A 19,156-nucleotide genomic window follows, 5' to 3' on the forward strand; every position below is an offset into this window, starting at 1 on the left:
GGTTTATAATTAGCTTTTCGAATACCAAAAAGCCCCTGCCTAAATTGGCAGGGGCTTTTTGTTTTTAGCAAGAGGCTTTGAGTAAGAAAACTAGGTAGCCTGTTAGCTGAAAAGCGTATCAGTTTGCTCCTGTTCGGCAAAGTAGTTAAGCAATACTCGGGCTTTGGCTTTGCCTACTTCTGCAATAAGCTCCAGCTCGGTGAGCTCCTTTATCTTCTTCACAGATTTAAATTTGCTGAGGAGCTTTTCAGCCGTAACAGGGCCTAAGCCTTTCACGTCGGTGAGTTCAGTTTTGAGGGTAGCTGCATCGCGGCGGCTACGGTGGAACGTGATGCCGAAGCGGTGTGCCTCGTCGCGCATGCGCTGGACGAGGCGTAAGGTTTCGCTCTTCTTGTCAATATACAGGGGGAGCGGGTCGTTGGGAACGTATATTTCCTCTAGCCGCTTGGCAATGCCAATGATAGGCACCTGTCCCCAAATCCCTAGGTCCTTCAGGGCCTTAACCCCCATGCCTAACTGGCCTTTGCCACCGTCGACGATGATGAGTTGGGGCAAGGTAGCCCCTTCATCGAGCAAGCGACGGTAGCGCCGCGTCACGATTTCGTACATGGAGTCGAAATCGTTTGGTCCTACTACTGTCTTGATATGGAAGTGGCGGTAGTCCTTCTTACTGGGCTTAGCGTTGCGGAAGCACACCATAGCTGCCACCGGAATATCGCCCTGGAAGTTGGAGTTGTCGAAGCACTCGATGTGCTTAGGAAGCTCGGTAAGGCGCAAATCCTTTTTCATGGTTTCCATGATCCGGACCTCATTCAGGTCTTTGCTGCGGTCATTCATGCTTTCCTTTTCCTTGCGCAGGTACAGCACATTTTTGATGCTGAGCTCCATGAGCTTGCGCTTGTCGCCTATCTGCGGCTGCGTGATGGCAACGCCCGGTAGAGGAAGCGGCGGAATAGCTACGTTGGTCAGAATTTCCTTGGACTGACTTTCAAACTCCTCCCGCATCTGCATAATCATGGGGGCCAGAATCTCATCATCCGGCTCGTCGAGCTTTTTCTGTACCTCCACCGATTGAGTGAGGATAATGCTGCCATTCATCACCTTGAGGTAATTGATGAAGGCCGACTTTTCATTAGAAGCAATACTGAATACGTCAATATTGGAAAGCGCCGCATTCACGATGGTACTCTTAGACTGGAACTCGTCCAGCTTATCGAGCTTTTGCTTGAGCTGATGGGCCAGCTCGTATTGCTGTTCCTGCGCTGCTAGCATCATTTTCTCGCGAAAGTACTGCTTTGGCAGACGCAGGTCGCCGTTCAGGATTTGCCGGATCTGCTGGATGTACTGTTGGTAGGTTTCCTCGTCCTGCAGGCCTTCGCAAGGGCCTTTGCAGTTGCCCAGGTGATACTCCAAGCACACCTTAAACTTGCCAGCTTCTACGTTTTGGGGCGACAGGTTATAGGTACACGTGCGTAGCGGATACAAGGCCCGGATCAGCTCCAAGAGCAGGTTCATACCCGTGACGTTCGCATAAGGCCCGTAGTAGCGCCCATCGCCGGGGCGCTTGTTGCGCGTAGGAATAAGACGCGGGAACCGCTCATTAGTGAGCAACAGGTACGGATACGTCTTACCATCCTTTAGCAGGATGTTGTACTTGGGCTGATGCTGCTTAATTAGGTTATTCTCGAGCAGAAAGGCATCCGACTCTGAGTCAACGATAGTAAACTCTATGCGGCGAATGTTTTTGACCAGCTGCTGCGTCTTTTTATTATGATCCTGCTTTGTAAAATAGCTGCTGACGCGCTTCCGGAGGTCAATGGCCTTGCCGACATAAATGATAGTATCCTCATCGCCGAAGTACTTATATACCCCCGGCCGATGAGGAAGCTGGCGGATCTGTTCTTGCAGGTGGGCGGTAGCAGCCATAGAAAGGTCAGGAGACAAAAGAATTGCTGCTAGAGCAGCAGTAAATACAAAGGGAATACGCAGCGTGCACCGATACAGATTCGGCGCTGGTTTTGCGAGATTAGTGTAACAAAAAACGTGGCCGGGAAGTCCCAACCACGTTCTGGAAAGTTATCAGTTCAGCGTTGTGTGGCACCTAGTGATGTAGCTAAGTAACGGGCTAAATGTCCTCACCACTTAGGTCCTGCAGCTCGACCTGGTTGAGCTTTTGATCAGAAGGAATGGTGTCGCGCAGGCTGGCCCCATTATAATAGCGGGAGCAGTCAATTTCGATGCTGAGCGGCTGCGTAGGCTTCGGGAATGGGCCAGTATTGATGCCAATGCTTTTGTCGGCGTATACTTTGCGCATAAACACGCCATAGATAGGCAGTGCTAAGCGGGAGCCCTGCCCATACGCCCCGGTCCGGAAGTGAATGCTCCGGTCTTCACCGCCTACCCACATACCGCACACCAAGTCGGGCGTAAGGCCCATAAACCAGCCATCTGAGTAATTGGAGGTAGTGCCGGTTTTGGCGCCCATTTCATACGGGAACTTGAAACCACCCTTCAGGATAATGCTAGTGCCGCCTTGCTCCTCAGTAGCGCCGCGCAACATATGGGTCATCAGGTATGCGGTTTCTTCGCTGAGGGCTTCGCGGGTTTGGGGCACAAACTCCCGTAGCACGTTACCGTTTTTGTCTTCGATGCGCATAACCATCATTGGGGCCGTCCAGATGCCTTTGTTCACGAAGGTGCTGTAGGCACCGGTTAGTTCGTACACGCTAACATCAGAAGAGCCAAAGCCTACTGCTGGCACGGCTTCAATTGGGGAGGTAATGCCAAGGCGCTTGGCGTAGCTTACCACCGTTTCTGGGCCTAGCTTCTGGACCAGCCAAGCCGTGATGGAGTTCATAGAACGGGCTAGAGCCTGCCGCAGGGTAAACACCCGACCGGAATAGCTGCCTTCGAAATTGCGGGGCGTGTACGCCGCCCTACCACGCTCGGCCGGGAAGGTAGTGGCTACGTCAGGACGCTGGTAGCACGGAGAGTAGCCCTGGTCGATGGCGGCTACGTACACGAACGGTTTGAAGGTGGAGCCTGGCTGGCGCCGTCCTTGCTTTACGTGGTCGTACTTAATGTACTTGAAGTTGATGCCGCCTACCCAGGCCTTCACTTGGCCATTTAACGGATTCATGGCCATAAAGCCGGAGTGCAACAGGCGCTTATAGTACGCCAAGGAGTCCATCGGCGACATAAGCACCTCTTTCTCGCCGCCATTCCAGGTAAACACCTTCATCCGGTACTTCTTGTTCAGATAGTACTTCACGGAATCCTTATTATCGGGGAAACGGCCGGTAAGCGACTTGTAGCGCTCGGTGCGCTGAATAGAAGTGCTGAGGAAGTTCGGAATCAGGCGGCCGTTTTCATCGCGCCATGGCTGTTGGCCTTTCCAGTGCGCATCAAACCACTTCTGCTGCAGCTTCATGTGCTCCGCTACCGCCGATTCGGCATACTTCTGCATGCGCGAGTCGATGGTCGTGTAGATCTTCAAGCCATCGGTGTACAGGTCGTGGTCGGTCTCCTTGGCCCACTGCCGCAGCATCTTGCTTACCTCTACCCGGAAGTAGGGCGCAATACCTTCATTCTGATTTTCTACGTTGTAGCGGAGGGCAATAGGCTTTAGCGTATCGCGCTGCAGGGTTTGGGCATCAATGTAGCCGTACTTCTGCATTTGGCGCAGTACCCAGTTACGGCGGCTTTTAGAGCGGCCCGGGTTATACTTGGGGCTAAAGCGGGTAGGGGCGTTCAGTACACCCACTAGGGTAGCAGCTTCAGGCAAAGTAAGCTCTTTGGGCTTCTTGCTGAAGAAGGTTTTGGAAGCGGTATTGATGCCGAACGCGTTGGAGCCATAGTCGTTGGTGTTCAGGTACATGCGCAGTATTTCGCGCTTGGTGTAGCTGCGTTCCAGCCGGATGGCCAAAATCCACTCCTTGGTTTTGGTAATAAGCATCCGGATGCCGGGCACGTCGTTGAGCTTGCCGTCGTTCAGGTCCTCGCGGGTACGGAACAATACCTTGGCTAGCTGCTGCGTGAGCGTAGAGCCACCGCCGCCACTACCCCCTGTCAGAAGGCCAGCCGCCACCCGGCCAGTTGCTTTAGGGTCGATGCCGGAGTGTTCCTCAAAGCGAGCATCTTCAGTAGCAATCAGGGCATCTACCAGGTGCTGGGGAAGGTCTTCGTACTCCGCGGGCGTACGGTTTTCACGAAAATATTTGCCCATCAACACATTGTCGGCCGAGTATATCTCGGAGGCTAGTTCGCTGCGTGGGTTTTCCAGCGTTTTCAGATTGGGCATTCGCCCAAACAAGTTCAGGAAGTTGACACTAACTGCCAGCACGTACAAGATCATCCCGACGATGCCAGCCCCGAACAGCAGCCACAGGGCACGCGTCAGGCCTGTGTAGCGTCCGGGCTGATTGGTTTTTCGAAAAGAAGCTTTCTTTTTGGTGGCAGGGTGGGCCATTTCTTCAATTGAGAATTAAGCAGGAAGCTAGGAAAGGCAGCCAGATCAAACACTAGGGTAGTGCAAGGTGGCAAGCCTACTGCCTCGTAGTTAATTATTTAAGGTAGTTCTGTTGATAGAAGCGCTGGTATTCCTCCAGGTTCTGGCTTTGCAAAAGCAACGGCAAGTTATCAATACCAATTATGATCGTCTGGTAACCCGCTCCGCGCAACTTGCTCAGTGGCGATTGGGGGCCGCGTAGCTTCAGCGCGTAGTTCTGAGCAACTTTCGAGCCGGGCAACGATTCTACTACCACTAATTCCTGAGTGCTGCCAAGAGTCTGCTGGCGTACCTGCAGGTTGCTGGCTTTGTAGTAACGGGTGTGATACGCAGTCAGCTGAGCAGGGATATTCGGTAGCGCAGCAGCATCCTTATTAAATACGAGTATTACCAAGTGCGGCGCATTCACCTCTGCCTTATAAGGGGTTGCGACGGGGGCAGGGCTAATAGGTGTACTGGTAGTTGCGGGGGCCTCTTGGGCAGGTGCTGATGCAGGGGCCGTAACTGGTGCCGGTGGAGTAGTGCTTGGCGCAGTGGCAGGGGGCGTGGTTGCTGGCTGCGGTTGAGGTGTAGGAGAGGGGGTAGCTGATTTCTTGGGTGGGGTTGCGGGCTTCTTGCCACGGGCCCGGGCCTGTGCTGCTGCCATCCGCGCTGCCTTTGCCTCATCAACAATGGGCGCTGAAGCTGGAGTTGCTGGGGCCATAGTAGTGTCAGAAGTTGCAGCGCTTGTAGGAGCCGCCGTTGTGGCAGTAGGTGCGGTTGGGTTTGGAGCAATAGCAGGGGTAGTAGCCGATGTGGCTCCCGGCTGTGCCGGTGTGAGGGTAGCCGGAGAAGTTGCTTTAGGAGTAGCAGGTGCGGCCGGCGACTCATTTTCTTTATAGAAAATACGCATCCTGTTTTCAACCTCCCCAGGTTTAAACATCGAAACGACCGGCTTGTCGGTGGAGGCTAGCGCACCGGTAATCTGGCCTTCTGCTTGCTGCTTGTAGGTAGTAAGCAAGGTAGCAGCCTGAGGTGCCAAGGGGCTTTGCGGATACTCCTTGTAGAATTTCTCTACGGCTGCTTTGGCCGTGTTCGGCGGCTGCGTACGGATGGTCAGCAATGTGTTCAGGAAAGCCACTCGGTCGTTGAGGTCATTCTCTGGATATTGCTTCTGGCTACGTGCCAGCACAGCGGTTGCCTTCTTAAACTCCTGGTTTTTGTAAAAAGTAAAAGCCGAGTCTACTAACACAGCCACCTTCGCGGTAGCTTCGGACGTGCGGCGCAGATACTCCGGATCAGCTACCAAACGGGCATACGAGGTAGTAGGATACGCCTGCCGCAGCCGGTTGGCATAGCCCTCCGCTTTGGTTAGGTTGTTCTGCTCTTTGTGAAGCAGATACAGAATATAAAGAGTCTCGGGAGTGTGCTTGCCCTGCGGATAGCGGGTCAGGAGGGTTTCATAGGTTTCGACTGCTTTGTTTTTCTCGCGCAGCTCTTGATTATAGATGCCCCCCAACTGGTATAAGGCTTCCTCGGTTTGTGCATCCGATTGCTGCCGTTGGGCTTCCGACAGAGGGATGTTTTGGCGGTAGCTGTCTACCAAAGTACGCAGTTGCGTGGCCGGGTCAGAAGCCTGAGCCGAGCCCGGCGTAGTGCTCCCACTTCCATTTACCACAGTGCTGCTGTTGCCGGCAATGCTCACGGGCACATTACCGCCGCGCGCCGTAACCGGCGAGCTACTGGTCTGGCTTACTGTCCGCCAATTATCCTGTAGCGGCCGGTCGCCCCACTTCCGAATAAAGTCGTTGCGGGCTGTGCCCAGAGCGGTTGGGTTATCAAAGTACCACTTCACGCCCGTGTTGCCGGCAATGAAGTCTTCGGTATTTATTCCAGGCTGCAGATCACGCGAGTTACTGAGCCCAGAGTTAGCTTGCTGTTCATTGCGTTGTGCTTCCCGGGCCTGTTGGGTGGCTAATAGCTCGGCGGCCTTGCGCTGCGCTTCCAGCTCGGCTTGGGCATACGCCGTGAGGCGGGTGCGCAGGGTTGCGGAGTCAAGGCGGGCTAGGGCCTGCAGGCTATCCTGAGTTTCTACTACCGTGATTTGCTGGGCAAAGTCTTTCAGGATGGCCGCCCGCTCCGAAATAGTGGCGTATTCCGGCAGCTCTTTGGGCAGAACCTGCACTGTGCTGTCGTAGTAAGCCGCTGCCAGTCGGTACTTCTGCAGGTTCTCGTAATAGATCCGCCCCGTCAGCAGATAGGCATAGGACTTCTGGGCCTGGTTAGTAGACGGAGTTCGCACGGACTTCTGCAACAAAGCCAGGGCCTCAGAATAGCGCTGCTGCCGATATTCCAGCCGCGCCATCTCGTAATATATTTTGTCGCGGTACTCCTTGTTCTTGGTGTCCTTCAGCAGCTTAGCAAAGTACTTGTCCAGTCGGGCTCGGTCAGTCTGGTTTAAGTCCGATACCTGCCCTAGCAGCAGCTTGCTAAAGAAATCCAGCTCGTAGGGCGGATTCTTCTTTAAAATCTGATTCAGCTGTGCATACGCTTTCTTATCCTCGCCCTGGGCCTGGTATAGCTGAGCCAAGATGTAACGCGTGCGCGACTGCTCGTTTTTGGGTTCGATATACGGAATAGCCTTTTCCAGATTCTCAATGGCCCGAGTTGGCTCTCCACGTTGCAGAAAGAAGTCGGCGCGAGTTAGGAATAGCTCCCGGGCATTCAGTTCGGTGCCCTGCTCTTTATCAAGTAAGTCGGAGACGGCGGCCGCGTTTTCCAGCTCTTTCGTCGCCAGAAACGTGCGCATCAGCCAAATCAGGGCTTCGTGCCGGGTGTTGGGCTCTTTACCGATGGAGTTAACGTAGCGAAAGGTTTTCGCTGCATCCTCGAATTCCCTTTTATAATACCGAGCCTTGCCAACCAAGATATAGCTGTCATCCGTCCAGTCAGAGCCCGGCCGGTGCTGAATCGGTAGCGACGCTTTTTTAATAATATCCTCTAAGTCGGCCGTTACGCGGGCTACGGTAGCATCATCGAGGGTAGGGAAGAGGGGGAGTACCCGGTTGTAGTCGTTGATGCGGGCCTGATATAAAGTGGCTTCCGTCGCACGCATTTTTTCCCGGGCCAGAAAGTAGGCGTTGTCGCGGGCTACTACGTTGTCATACGCGTGGCCAAGCATAGAAGGACGCTCAGAGGCGCAGCCCGCCATACCAAGGACAAGCAGTAATGCGGCCCCAGGGGCAGTCAGCAGGCGTAAAAGCGAAAAATTTGTCGTCGTCAAAGCAGCGGGAAGCTCAGGGCGAAAGGGGGCGGAGAGAAAACACGAATGCCAATCCGAATCGTTCGGCCGGCTTCTGTCTCTCAACGTAGCGCAATAGGTAAAAGTACAGGTTTCCACCCGGACACACCATCTGGGTAAACATAGTGCCCAGCTGCTAACGTTTGGTAGTGTAATTTTACTTTTTCCACCGCCGCGCCTGCCCTCATGTCAAGCCCTACCCCTCCTCGCCGCCCCGACCCCGAAGGCAACTCCGACCGGATGCGTGCTGTGGCGCGCTACTCCGGCATTGCCGCCCAAATGATGGTGACCATTGGGTTGAGTACCTGGGCTGGTTATTGGCTGGATGGGCACTTTCAAACCAAAACGCCGTGGTTTACACTGAGTCTGATGTTGCTAGGCCTGTTTGCGGCTTTATATAATGTCATTCGCTCCGTCACGAAAGAGCAATAAGGGCTGGTGCTCACCGGCCATTTTTCATCTGCCCCATTTACTAGCCCCTGCGTAGCCTTGAAGTCCTTTCTTCGCCCCTATCTGATCTTCTGCCTTTTGACAGGCTTTGTACTCTACGCGCTCTACTCACAGTTCGGACCGCGCATTATTCATCCGTTCACGGTGTACACCTTCAGCTTCTTCGCGCTCCTGACGTTGCTCACGTATTGGATTACCGCTAAAATAGTAAAGGCTAATGCGCAAAACTTTATGGTCGCGTACTTTGGGTCAATGGTTGCACGCCTGCTTTTGTCGCTTACAGTGGTGCTAGTGTACCTTTTTCTAGGTGGCGGTCGCGAGGGCGACGGGCAGTGGGCATTTCTAGGAAGCTTCTTTCTCCTGTATTTTCTTTTTGCCGGGTTTGAAGTCTGGAGCGTTCTGAGTAACTTGCGCCCGTTTTCAAAACCGGGTGAACCCACAAAATGAAGATTTTGTGAAGATGTCCCTAAACCACTCTGAATGAAGCGCTTACTTCTAGCTCTCTTGTGCCTGTTCTCGTTCTCGGTATACGCCAACGAACCGACTCCAACGCAGGAGGAAGCCACTGATAAGGAGGCCTTCAGCCCCGGCGACATGATTTTGCATCACATTGGTGATGCGCACGAGTGGCATTTTGCCACGCTAGGCGATGAAGCGCACGGTACCCACCTGACGCTTCCGTTGCCAGTAATTGCTTACCGCCCTTCGCAAGGCCTAAGCGTATTCTCATCTTCACATTTGGCTGAAGGTAAAGAATACCAAGGCTTGAAGCTGGAGCATGAGCATCTGGTATCAGAGGATGGCAGCAAAGTCTATGACTTCTCCATTACCAAGAACGTTGCCTCGCTGATGCTGAGCGCTATTGTTCTGTTGCTTGTATTCACAGCAGTAGCTCGTGGATATGCCAAGCGTGGCACGGGTGCTCCCCGGGGCATTCAGTCTTTCTTCGAGCCAATCATCGTATTCATCCGCGATGAGGTAGCCAAAAAGTCAATCGGCCCGAAGTACGAGCGCTACATGCCGTATCTGCTGACGGTGTTCTTTTTCATCTGGTTTAACAACCTGCTGGGCCTAGTACCCGGTGGCGCTAACCTCACCGGTAACATCGCCGTAACGCTCACCCTCGCTGTCCTGACGCTGCTCATCACCCTGTTCAGCTCAAACAAAAACTACTGGCATCACATCTTCGCTACGCCTGGCGTACCGAAGGCTCTGCTGCCCATCATGATTCCGGTTGAAATCATCGGCATCTTCGTAAAGCCGTTCTCCCTGATGGTGCGTTTGTTTGCTAACATCACGGCCGGTCACATTGTAATTCTGAGCTTCATCTCGCTCATCTTCATCTTCCGCAATATTGGTGTTGCACCCGTAACGCTGGCTTTCGGCTTGTTTATCAACATGCTTGAGTTGCTGGTAGCTATTCTGCAGGCCTACATCTTCACCCTGCTGACAGCAATGTACATCGGTGGTGCAGTGGAAGAACACCACGACGCTGATTACCAGATGGGCGGTGGCGATGGCGCTGAGCCAGCGCACTCGCACTAAGCTTTCACACCCCCTGATTTTTTTGTTTTTCACTCCCCACAAACCATTTTTTTATGCTTCTTTCTCTGTTGTTGCAGATTGCTAACGCCGCTGGTCTGGCTGTATTTGGTGCCGCTATCGGTGCTGGTCTAGTTGCTCTGGGCGCTGGTCTGGGTATCGGTCGTATCGGTGGCCAGGCTATGGAAGCCATCGGTCGTCAGCCAGAAGCTTCAGGCAAGATTCAAACTGCTATGCTGATTGTAGCCGCTCTGATCGAAGGTCTGGCGCTGTTCGCAGTAGTAGTTTGCCTGCTGATTTCGTTTAAACTCTAGGGATAGAGGTAGTACAAAAGCAGCCCGCTGCGCGCGTCGCTTCAGCGCACGGCGTAGCGGGCTGTCTTGGCTTTTCTGGGGCCTAGCCACTCAAGCAGTAGAAAGCAGATTGTCTGCCTTTGCTGTGTAGGTCTCCACCCATTACTCATCCCCTATCAGTTTCTACGATGCAAATTGTAACGCCCGAATTAGGCCTTATCTTTTGGCAGCTAGTGATTTTCGGCATCGTGCTGCTGTTGCTGCGCGCATTTGCCTGGAAACCCATCCTGAGCTCGTTGAAAGAGCGGGAAAGCTCCATCGAAGGAGCCCTGCGCATGGCTGACCAAGCCAAGCTGGAAATGCAGCAATTGAAAGCTGGTAACGAAAAGTTGCTGGCTGAAGCTCGCATGGAGCGCGACCGTATTCTGAAGGAAGCCACCGATATTTCTAACCAGCTCATTGAGCAGGCTAAGGACAAGGCAACGGAAGAAGGCAGCCGCATGATTATGCAAGCCCGCGAAGCCATCCAGAACGAGAAAAACTCTGCTCTGGCTGAGGTGAAAAACACCGCTGCCAAGCTTTCCATCGATATTGCCGAGCGCATTCTGCGCCGCGAACTGACCGATCAACCGGCCCAGCAGCAACTCGTGGACTCGTATCTGAAAGAAGTGAAATTGAACTAAGGCGCCAGAAGTTAAAAGCGTAGCTGTGGTACTCGCCTACGTGAGTGCATTGCTGGTTTTTGGCTCCTAGCTTCTCAACTTCTATAAGAATGTCTGAAATACGAGTTGCCTCCCGTTACGCGAAGTCGTTGCTGGATCTGGCACAGGAACGTGGCGAGCTGGAAGTAGTAAAGCAAGACATGGATCTGTTCAGCAAAACGCTGGAAGAAAACCGTGACCTGCGTCTGCTGCTTCGCAATCCTATTGTAAAGCACGATAAGAAGCTGGCTATCCTGCGGGCTATTTTCAACGGTAAAGTGTCGGCAATGACGGAGAAATTCTTCTCTATTGTTACCCAGCACAGCCGTGAAAGCGCGCTGGAGTTTATCGGTTCCGAATTTCTGACCCAGTACAACTCATTGCGCGGTATGCAGGTAGCAGAAGTTACCACTGCCATGCCACTGTCTGCTGAGTTGCGCACCCAGTTGCAACAAATGGTGCGCCAGCAATCCGGCCTAGCCGATGTCTCGCTCACCGAGAAAGTAGATGCTTCGCTCATTGGCGGTTTCGTGCTGCGGATTGGCGACCGGCTCATCGACGACTCGGTTAGCTACCGCTTGCGCAAGCTGCGCAACGAATTCTCGAAGAATCCCTACCAACCCCAACTATAACCCACCATGGCAGAAGTACGTCCGGATGAAGTATCCGCCATTCTGCGGGAGCAGCTGTCCAACTTCAAAACCGAAGCCGAACTCGAAGAGGTTGGTACGGTTCTGCAGGTTGGCGACGGTGTAGCCCGTATCTACGGCCTGGGCAAAGCCCAAGCAGGGGAATTGATCGAATTTGAAAACGGGCTCCAAGCCCTCGTGCTTAACCTGGAAGAAGATAACGTAGGTGCCGTAATGCTCGGCGACTACTCTGAAATCCGGGAAGGCGCAACGGTACGTCGTACCAATAAAATTGCCTCTATTCAGGTAGGTGAAGGTATCATTGGCCGCGTTGTGAACACGCTTGGTCAGCCTATCGACGGTCGTGGTCCTATCCAGGGCGAAACCTACGATATGCCATTGGAGCGCAAAGCTCCGGGTGTTATCTACCGTCAGCCAGTAAACGAGCCTATGCAGACGGGTATCAAGGCTATCGACGCCATGATTCCGATTGGCCGCGGTCAGCGTGAGCTCATTATCGGTGACCGTCAGACGGGTAAGTCGACGGTAGCCCTTGATGCTATCCTGAACCAGCGCGAGTTCTATGAAGCTGGTCAGCCAGTATTCTGCATCTACGTAGCTATTGGCCAGAAAGCTTCCACCATCGCTCAGATTGTGCAGGCCCTGACCAAAGGTGGCGCCATGGATTACACGGTGGTAGTAGCTGCTCCGGCCGCTGACCCTGCTCCGCTGCAATTCTACGCTCCTTTTACGGGTGCTGCTATCGGTGAGTTCTTCCGCGACACGGGCCGTCCGGCGCTGGTTGTATACGATGACTTGTCGAAGCAAGCAGTGGCTTACCGCGAAGTGTCGCTGTTGCTGCGTCGTCCTCCCGGACGTGAGGCATACCCCGGCGACGTATTCTACCTGCACAGCCGCTTGTTGGAGCGTGCCGCGAAGATCAACTCTTCCGATGCCATTGCTCGCGACATGAACGATTTGCCCGATAGCATCAAGCACCTCGTGAAAGGTGGTGGTTCGCTGACGGCACTTCCAATCATCGAGACCCAGGCCGGTGACGTTTCGGCGTATATCCCAACCAACGTAATTTCGATTACGGATGGTCAGATCTTCTTGGAAACCAACCTGTTCAACTCAGGTGTGCGTCCGGCTATTAACGTAGGTATCTCGGTATCGCGCGTAGGTGGTAACGCCCAGATCAAGTCGATGAAGAAGGTGGCTGGTACGCTGAAGCTCGACCAGGCTCAGTTCCGCGAGCTGGAAGCTTTCGCCAAATTCGGCTCCGACCTCGATGCTTCGACCAAACTCACTATTGAGCGCGGCCGTCGTAACCTCGAAATCCTGAAGCAGCCTCAGTTCTCGCCACAGAAGGTAGAAGATCAGGTAGCTGTAATCTATGCTGCTACCAACGGCTTGCTTGACTTGGTACCTGTAAACCGGGTGCGTGAGTTCGAGAAAGAATTTACCCAGGTGATGAATTCGCGTCATCCGGAGGTTCTGAAAGGCTTGAAGGCTGGCAAGCTGGATGATGAAATCACCGGTGCCATCCGTCAGGTCGCCAAAGATCTGTCGGCGGTTTACGCCAATAAGTAATCAGTTTGAAGGTATCAATTGCCAGTTGTCCGTTACCGGTTTGTTCTTCGAGCAAGGGTAGCAGACAGCTGGCAACTGGTAACCGATAACTGGCAACCCATACCCTATGGCTAGCTTAAAAGAAGTTCGGAGCCGCATTACGTCGGTGCAGAGCACGCAGCAAATCACCAAAGCCATGAAAATGGTGGCGGCGGCTAAGCTGCGTCGGGCGCAGGATAATATCCTGCGTATGCGCCCTTACGCGCAGCGGCTCAATAGTATTCTGGGCAATCTGACGGCTCTGGCTGGTGAGGATGTAGTAAGCGAGTATGCAGAGCAGCGTGATGTACGCCGCGTGCTGATCATTGCTATTACCTCTGACCGTGGCCTAGCGGGTGCTTTCAACAGCAACATCTTTAAAGGGGTGAATGCTGTGCTGCAGGAGCGCTACGCAGCACAGGCTGCGGCTGGAAACATCACGGTAATGGCTATTGGCCGCAAAGCACACGAGTACTTCGGTAAGCGGTTGCCTTTGCTAGGTAGCTACCAGCACGTATTCGGCAAACTGTCTTTCGAAACTGTTCGGGAGGCCGCTGAGCAAGCCATGGACGGCTTCCGGGCTGGCCAGTACGATGAGGTAGTGATGGTGTACAACGAGTTTAAAAACGTAGCTACTCAGATTGTGCGCACCCAGCAGCTGCTGCCGCTGGTGCCCGCAGAGCAGCTGGCCAATGCGCCGGCTACTGCCAACGTAGACTACATTTTTGAGCCTTCGAAAGAGGAAATCGTACGTACCCTGATTCCACAGTCGTTGAAGGTGCAGCTGTACAAGGCGGTGCTGGAAAGCAATGCTTCTGAGCATGGTGCCCGCATGACGGCCATGGACAAAGCTACCGACAACGCGGGTGAACTGCTGAAACAGCTGAAGCTCACGTACAACCGCACGCGCCAAGCGGCCATTACCACCGAGATTCTCGAAATTGTGGGTGGTGCTGAAGCGCTGGCTGCCAGCCGCTAGGTTAAGCCTTTTCAGAATGAAATGCCAAGGCCCGTTTCCGTGAGGAGACGGGCCTTGTTGCTTGATAGGACCTAGTAAGTTGGTTTACAACTTCATGTACTGCCGCTTGGCTAGTTGTTTGTTCGGCTTGGGGGTGACAGGGTTCTTTTCCAATAGCTCCAGTACTCGCTCAGGCGTTAGTTCAGTAAAGTCCTTGATGAGCGCTAGGGGGCTTTGAAACGATTTGGGGGGTAGCGTGGTGGTAAGGCCAATACAGCGCATGCCGGCTTTATACGCGGCCTGCTCGCCCATCAGGGCATCTTCAAAGACTAAGCACCGCTCTGGCGGAAGACCTAACGCACGCGCTGTTGCGGTATAGGTGTCGGCGTGTGGCTTGCCGCGGTCAACATCATCTTTTCCTACAATCACGTCGAAGTAGCGGCGCAAGTCCAGATGGTCTACGATGTAGCTAATGGTATCCGTAGCTGAGCCGGTGCCGAGGCCAATTTTGAAGCCAGCGGCGCGGGCCTGTTGCAGAAAATCAGTCAGGCCGGGTACTTCCCGGCGCTTATTCCAGTATAGCACGCGGTACAGCAATTCCCGCTGAGCTGCGTACTCTTCCAACTTTTTCTTCGGAACGGGGTTAGTGAAAACGGTTTCCAGGATTTTGGAAGCGGGCATGCCATTAAGCCGCTTAAGCAAGCCCAGCGCATTGGTAGTCAGGCCTACATCCCTGAATAGCAGCTGAAAGGCCTTGGCCTGCTCACGCGTATTGTCAATCAGTACGCCATCCATATCAAAGATGAGCGCATAGGGGAGGGTAGTAGCCATGCTAGATCAGGTAAGGGGAGGGTAGGCAGATTCCCTAGTACGCAACTCCGAATCAAGCCGGTTATCTTTACGGCCGCGTACGCTGTTATTGAGGCGCTGAGCTGCCTTTCATCCTTTCTCAATTGCCTTGAAAATTCGTCTGAGTTTGTTGCTGGCGGCTACACTGGCCGCGCCCGCCTTCGCCCAGAAACCTGGTAAGCCTCTTGACCGCCCCAAGCTGGTAGTAGGCATTGTAGTGGACCAGATGCGCTACGATTATCTGTACCGCTACTGGAATAAGTACGGCGCGGGCGGATTTCGGCGGTTGCTGGGCGAGGGGTTCAGCTACGAAAACGCACATTACAACTACGTGCCTACCTATACCGGCCCGGGGCACGCCAGCATCTATACCGGTACTACCCCTTCGGTGCACGGCATTGTGGGCAACAATTGGCTGGTGCGCGAAGAAGGCAAGGGAACCTACGTGACGGAGGATAAGACCGTGGAGCCAGTGGGTGGTTCGAAGGCTGCGGGGCAACAATCGCCGCGCCATATGCTAACTACCACCATCACCGATGAGCTGCGCCTGGCCACCAATTTCCAAAGCAAAGTAATTGGGGTGTGCATTAAGGACCGGGGCTCTATTCTGCCGGCAGGCCATGCGGCCAATGCCGCATATTGGTATGATGGCACCAATGGAGCGTTTATCACCAGCACTTTCTACACACAGCAATTGCCGGACTGGGTTGCCAAATTCAACTCCGAAAATCGCGCCGCGCAGTACCTCGACAAGCCCTGGAACACGCTGCTGCCGATTGCGCAGTACACTGAAAGCTCGCCGGATGATGCGCCTTGGGAAGGCGCGTTTAAGGGCGAGACCAAGCCCGTATTCCCGCACGACCTACCAACGCTAAGTGCAGCGCCAAGCACGGCGGTGAAAGGCAATATGGAAGCAGCCGGCGAAAAAGCACCCGTTGCCACGCCCCGCAACCTGGACCTGATTCGCTCCACGCCCTTTGGCAATTCCCTGACGCTGGATTTCGCGCTGGAAACAATGCGGGCCGAGCAACTAGGCCAGCGCGGCCAGACCGATTTTCTGGCCCTGAGCTTTTCCAGCACCGACTACGTAGGGCACCAGTTCGGACCCAACTCCATTGAAGTGGAGGATACCTATTTGCGCCTCGACCGGGATTTGGAGCGCCTCTTTGCCTACCTCGATAAAGCGGTAGGGAAAAAGCAGGCTCTGGTGTTCCTGAGCTCTGACCACGGGGCAGCGCATTCGCCCAATTTCCTTATCGATAAAAAGATTCCGGCGGGTTCTGTGGGCCCAGGCCTGATGCGCGACTCCCTGCAGCAGCGGCTGGTGCGCCTACACGGCCCGGGCAACTGGGTGATGAGCTACGAAAACCAGCAGGTGTACCTCAACCGCCCCCTGATACAAAGCAAAAAGCTGGACTTGTATCAGATGCAGCGCGAAGTGGCCAGTATTATGCTCACGTACGCGGGCGTAACGCGGGCACTGGCCGCCGAGGATGTGCAGAAATCACATTGGGAAAGCGGGATGCTGATGTATCTGGAAAACGGCTACTTCCCGAAGCGCAGCGGCGACGTAATGGTGGTGCTGGAGCCGGGTTGGCTGGAGTCCTACCAGTTCCCGGTGAACAAGGGCACTACCCACGGCTCCTCGGGCAACTACGATACGCACGTGCCGGTAGTGTTCTGGGGTTGGCAGGTCAAGCACGGACAGTCGTCAGCTCCGGCAAAGATTACCGATATTGCGCCCACGATAGCCCGCTGGCTGCATATTCAGGAGCCCGATGGCTGCACGGGGCAGCCGCTGGCCGAGGTGCTGGGCTGGTAGCCACTGGCAATCCGAAATTACTAGGCTCCATTGGTTGGGAAAAGCATCCAAATCAGCGGGTTGCCGTTTAAATCGCACACACGTTTACTTACCACGACTAGCGGGCACGGCTATTTCCTGCCCCAACATTTTTCTCTCATGGCTCATTTTAACCCCTGGCACGACGTAGAGCGTGGCGAAGACGCTCCTAAAGTCGTAAACGGTATCATTGAAATCCCGAAAGGCTCGAAAGGCAAGTACGAACTAGACAAGGATAGCGGCCTGCTAAAGCTGGACCGTGTGTTGTTCTCGGCAGTGCATTATCCGGCCGCATACGGCTTCATTCCGCAGACGTACTGCGACGACAAAGACCCACTGGATATTCTGGTGTTGTGCTCCGTTGACATCGTACCGATGTGCCTAGTAGATGCCAAGGTGATTGGCGTGATGCAGATGATTGACCAGGACGAAGAAGACGACAAAATCATTGCGGTAGCCGCCAACGACGTGTCGGTAAATCACTTCAACGATATTTCTGACCTGCCCCCGCACACGCTGCTGGAAATGCAGCGTTTCTTTGAGGACTATAAGGCACTGGAGCACAAGCAGGTATCTGTTGAGCGCTTCATGGGCCGCGAAGATGCGTACCGCATCATCGAAAACAGCATCAAATTGTACGAAGAAACTTTCCCAAAGGGCAACCCGCAGGATGTTGCAGACGTAAAAGAGGCCCTGAGCTAATTTCGTCCCTAGTACCACACACCGTTACAGCCCTCGTGCGTCTTTTGGCGCCGGGGGCTGTTGTGTTTTGCAGCAGGTGGCAAGCACAAGCGTAGCATCTTTTTGGGTGCTGCATGGCGTATGAGGCTGTGTATGCTGAAACAACCGCCTAAATCCAGGTTTCTTAAGTTCCTCTACGAAAACAGCCTGCTGCTGCTGGGTGGGTTGCTCGTGCTGGGCACCCTAGTGGGCCAGTTCTTTACCGGCTGGCATGAGTACAATGCCGACTTGGAGGAGCTGAAACTACTACCCCTTACAATGGGCCAATACGCCCAATCGGGCCATTTTCTGGAAGCAACCTTCGAGAACTGGGAAAGCGAGTTTTTGCAAATGGGCCTGTATGTGGTGCTCACCATCTGGTTGCGCCAACGGGGTTCGTCGGAATCTAAAAAGCTCTATGAAGAAGAAGAGGTTGACAAAGAACCGGACCCTAGTAAAGAAGACGCGCCGGGCCCGGTAAAGCGCGGCGGTTGGCAGCTGGCATTGTACCGCCGGTCGTTGAGCATTGCTTTTTTCGTGTTGTTCTTTGCCTCCGTTTGGTTGCACGCAAAAGGCGGAGCAGAGGTATACAGCATCGAGCAGGTGCAGCAGGGAAAGCCTCCAGTAGATGTGCTAGGGTATATGGCTACCAGTCGGTTCTGGTTTGAGTCATTCCAGAACTGGCAAAGCGAGTTTCTATCTATCGTTTCCATCGTCGGGCTGTCGATATTTCTGCGGCAGCATGGTTCGCCGGAGTCAAAGCCTGTGGATGCCGCGAACAGCGAAACCGGCGGGTAGCCGTGCAGTATATTCGCGCTGCCGGGAAGGGGCTGGTGCTGCCTCGCCCGTAAGTTGCGCCTATGCTATCCGCCCGTTCATTGCCTGCGCTTTTACGCTCACTGGGGGCTAGTCTGAAGCTCCTGCTCGATGCCGTGTTGTATAGCAGCGTCTGGCTGTCGTTGGCCGCGCTGGGGCTGATGTGGGCGACCTTTCTGTTCTGGCGAGTACATATTCCGAGTCACCTGGGTGGCCTGATTTTTACGGCCACTCTTTTCTTGTACAACCTCGACAGTGTGCTGCCCTATAAACAAGCGCAGCAGCCTGGCCTCTCGAAGCGCAAGCAATGGATGCGGGGCCATCGGAGAGAATTGGTGGGGTTGACGCTGGTGGCGGGAGTAGTGGCTGGCCTACTCTTCCTAACCGATGCCCACCTGAGCCTGACGCTGTTTCTGGTGCACTTGGGCGTGATTTCCGTGCTCTACTCCATGCCGCTCGTGAAGCGTGGCGGCCGTTGGTGGGCCCTGCGCGACCTGCCGCTGCTCAAGGTGTTTCTGATAGCGTATGTGTGGGCAGCCGTTACAGTCTGGATTCCGGCGTTGTACCTCGGCCGCGGGCTTTCAGAACAGGTGGTGCTGGTGCTGTTCGCGCGGCGGTTTCTCTTTATTCTGGCCCTAGCGTTTGTGTTCGACATCCGCGACTACACCAAAGACCGCCTGACAGGTACGCGTACGTTTCCGGGCGTGTTTGGCATTCGAAATACCAAGCTAATAGCTTTGGTGGCCTTGCTGGCGGCGGCTGTGCTCACTCCGCCCGGTACGCCCGCCGCACATGAGCTAGTATTGCTACTACCCCTCGCGTTGGCCGCAACCGTCATATGGTTTGCCGAGGAGTCGCGCCCCGACTATTATTTCGCGCTGCTGACGGATGGCGTGATGCTGGTGCAGTTTCTGGCGGTGTGGTGGGCCAGTCGCGGCGAGGCCGTAGGGTTTTACTAGG

At 54.3% G+C, this 19,156-nt stretch carries 16 protein-coding genes; 12 read left to right on the forward strand and 4 right to left on the reverse strand.

The genetic code is table 11. The features are described 5' to 3' along the window. Positions 1-102 precede the first annotated feature (102 nt). From uvrC to porW, 3 genes are all read right to left on the reverse strand, one after another. On the reverse strand, positions 103-1,926 hold the full coding sequence (gene uvrC / locus ACYVHC_RS17115; RefSeq protein WP_460615010.1) for an excinuclease ABC subunit UvrC: 1,824 nt from the start codon (positions 1,924-1,926) through the stop codon (positions 103-105). Between the two features lie 199 nt (positions 1,927-2,125). Continuing rightward, positions 2,126-4,468: a PBP1A family penicillin-binding protein gene (locus ACYVHC_RS17120; RefSeq protein WP_460615011.1), complete on the reverse strand. Its 2,343-nt coding sequence runs from the start codon at positions 4,466-4,468 to the stop codon at positions 2,126-2,128. A gap of 94 nt (positions 4,469-4,562) precedes the next feature. Then, the gene (gene porW, locus ACYVHC_RS17125) at positions 4,563-7,697 is read right to left on the reverse strand and encodes a type IX secretion system periplasmic lipoprotein PorW/SprE (RefSeq protein ID WP_460615012.1); all 3,135 of its coding nucleotides are present in this window, start codon (positions 7,695-7,697) and stop codon (positions 4,563-4,565) included. A gap of 276 nt (positions 7,698-7,973) precedes the next feature. On the opposite strand from porW, the gene ACYVHC_RS17130 reads away from it, so the two are divergent. From ACYVHC_RS17130 to atpG, 8 genes are all read left to right on the forward strand, one after another. After that, positions 7,974-8,219, forward strand: coding sequence for an AtpZ/AtpI family protein (locus tag ACYVHC_RS17130; RefSeq protein WP_460615013.1), 246 nt, complete (start codon positions 7,974-7,976; stop codon positions 8,217-8,219). Positions 8,220-8,276: 57 nt separating this feature from the next. Continuing rightward, on the forward strand, positions 8,277-8,684 hold the full coding sequence (locus ACYVHC_RS17135; protein ID WP_460615014.1) for a hypothetical protein: 408 nt from the start codon (positions 8,277-8,279) through the stop codon (positions 8,682-8,684). Between the two features lie 33 nt (positions 8,685-8,717). Then, positions 8,718-9,782: a FoF1 ATP synthase subunit a gene (gene atpB / locus ACYVHC_RS17140; protein ID WP_460615015.1), complete on the forward strand. Its 1,065-nt coding sequence runs from the start codon at positions 8,718-8,720 to the stop codon at positions 9,780-9,782. A 53-nt stretch (positions 9,783-9,835) separates the two neighbouring features. Beyond that, on the forward strand, positions 9,836-10,093 hold the full coding sequence (gene atpE / locus ACYVHC_RS17145) for an ATP synthase F0 subunit C (RefSeq protein WP_044000749.1): 258 nt from the start codon (positions 9,836-9,838) through the stop codon (positions 10,091-10,093). Between the two features lie 167 nt (positions 10,094-10,260). After that, a complete protein-coding gene (locus tag ACYVHC_RS17150) occupies positions 10,261-10,755 on the forward strand; it encodes an ATP synthase subunit B family protein (RefSeq protein ID WP_460615016.1) in 495 nt (164 codons plus the stop codon). Between the two features lie 89 nt (positions 10,756-10,844). Continuing rightward, positions 10,845-11,405 carry an ATP synthase F1 subunit delta gene (gene atpH, locus ACYVHC_RS17155; RefSeq protein ID WP_460615017.1) on the forward strand — a complete coding sequence of 187 codons (561 nt, stop codon included), beginning with the start codon at positions 10,845-10,847 and terminating at the stop codon, positions 11,403-11,405. Between the two features lie 6 nt (positions 11,406-11,411). Further along, positions 11,412-12,995 (forward strand): F0F1 ATP synthase subunit alpha, encoded by a 1,584-nt coding sequence (atpA, locus tag ACYVHC_RS17160; RefSeq protein WP_460615018.1) that lies wholly within the window; start codon positions 11,412-11,414, stop codon positions 12,993-12,995. A gap of 106 nt (positions 12,996-13,101) precedes the next feature. Beyond that, entirely contained in the window at positions 13,102-13,992 is an 891-nt protein-coding gene (gene atpG / locus ACYVHC_RS17165) for a F0F1 ATP synthase subunit gamma (protein WP_460615019.1), read from the forward strand. An 84-nt stretch (positions 13,993-14,076) separates the two neighbouring features. Here atpG and ACYVHC_RS17170 read toward each other — a convergent pair whose 3' ends face one another. Beyond that, positions 14,077-14,802, reverse strand: a complete 726-nt coding sequence (locus tag ACYVHC_RS17170; protein WP_460615020.1) for an HAD family hydrolase — start codon at positions 14,800-14,802, stop codon at positions 14,077-14,079. Between the two features lie 127 nt (positions 14,803-14,929). On the opposite strand from ACYVHC_RS17170, the gene pafA reads away from it, so the two are divergent. The 4 genes from pafA to ACYVHC_RS17190 all read left to right on the forward strand — a co-directional run bounded on the left by pafA (position 14,930) and on the right by ACYVHC_RS17190 (position 19,155). Then, a complete protein-coding gene (gene pafA, locus ACYVHC_RS17175) occupies positions 14,930-16,642 on the forward strand; it encodes an alkaline phosphatase family protein (protein ID WP_460615021.1) in 1,713 nt (570 codons plus the stop codon). 138 nt (positions 16,643-16,780) lie between these two features. Then, entirely contained in the window at positions 16,781-17,362 is a 582-nt protein-coding gene (locus tag ACYVHC_RS17180; protein ID WP_460615022.1) for an inorganic diphosphatase, read from the forward strand. A 132-nt stretch (positions 17,363-17,494) separates the two neighbouring features. After that, positions 17,495-18,178 (forward strand): DUF6766 family protein, encoded by a 684-nt coding sequence (locus ACYVHC_RS17185; protein ID WP_460615023.1) that lies wholly within the window; start codon positions 17,495-17,497, stop codon positions 18,176-18,178. Positions 18,179-18,240: 62 nt separating this feature from the next. Then, complete coding sequence (locus ACYVHC_RS17190; protein ID WP_460615024.1) at positions 18,241-19,155, forward strand: UbiA prenyltransferase family protein; 915 nt, start codon at positions 18,241-18,243, stop codon at positions 19,153-19,155. Position 19,156: the final 1 nt, after the last annotated feature.

It is taken from the genome of Hymenobacter seoulensis, assembly GCF_054780535.1.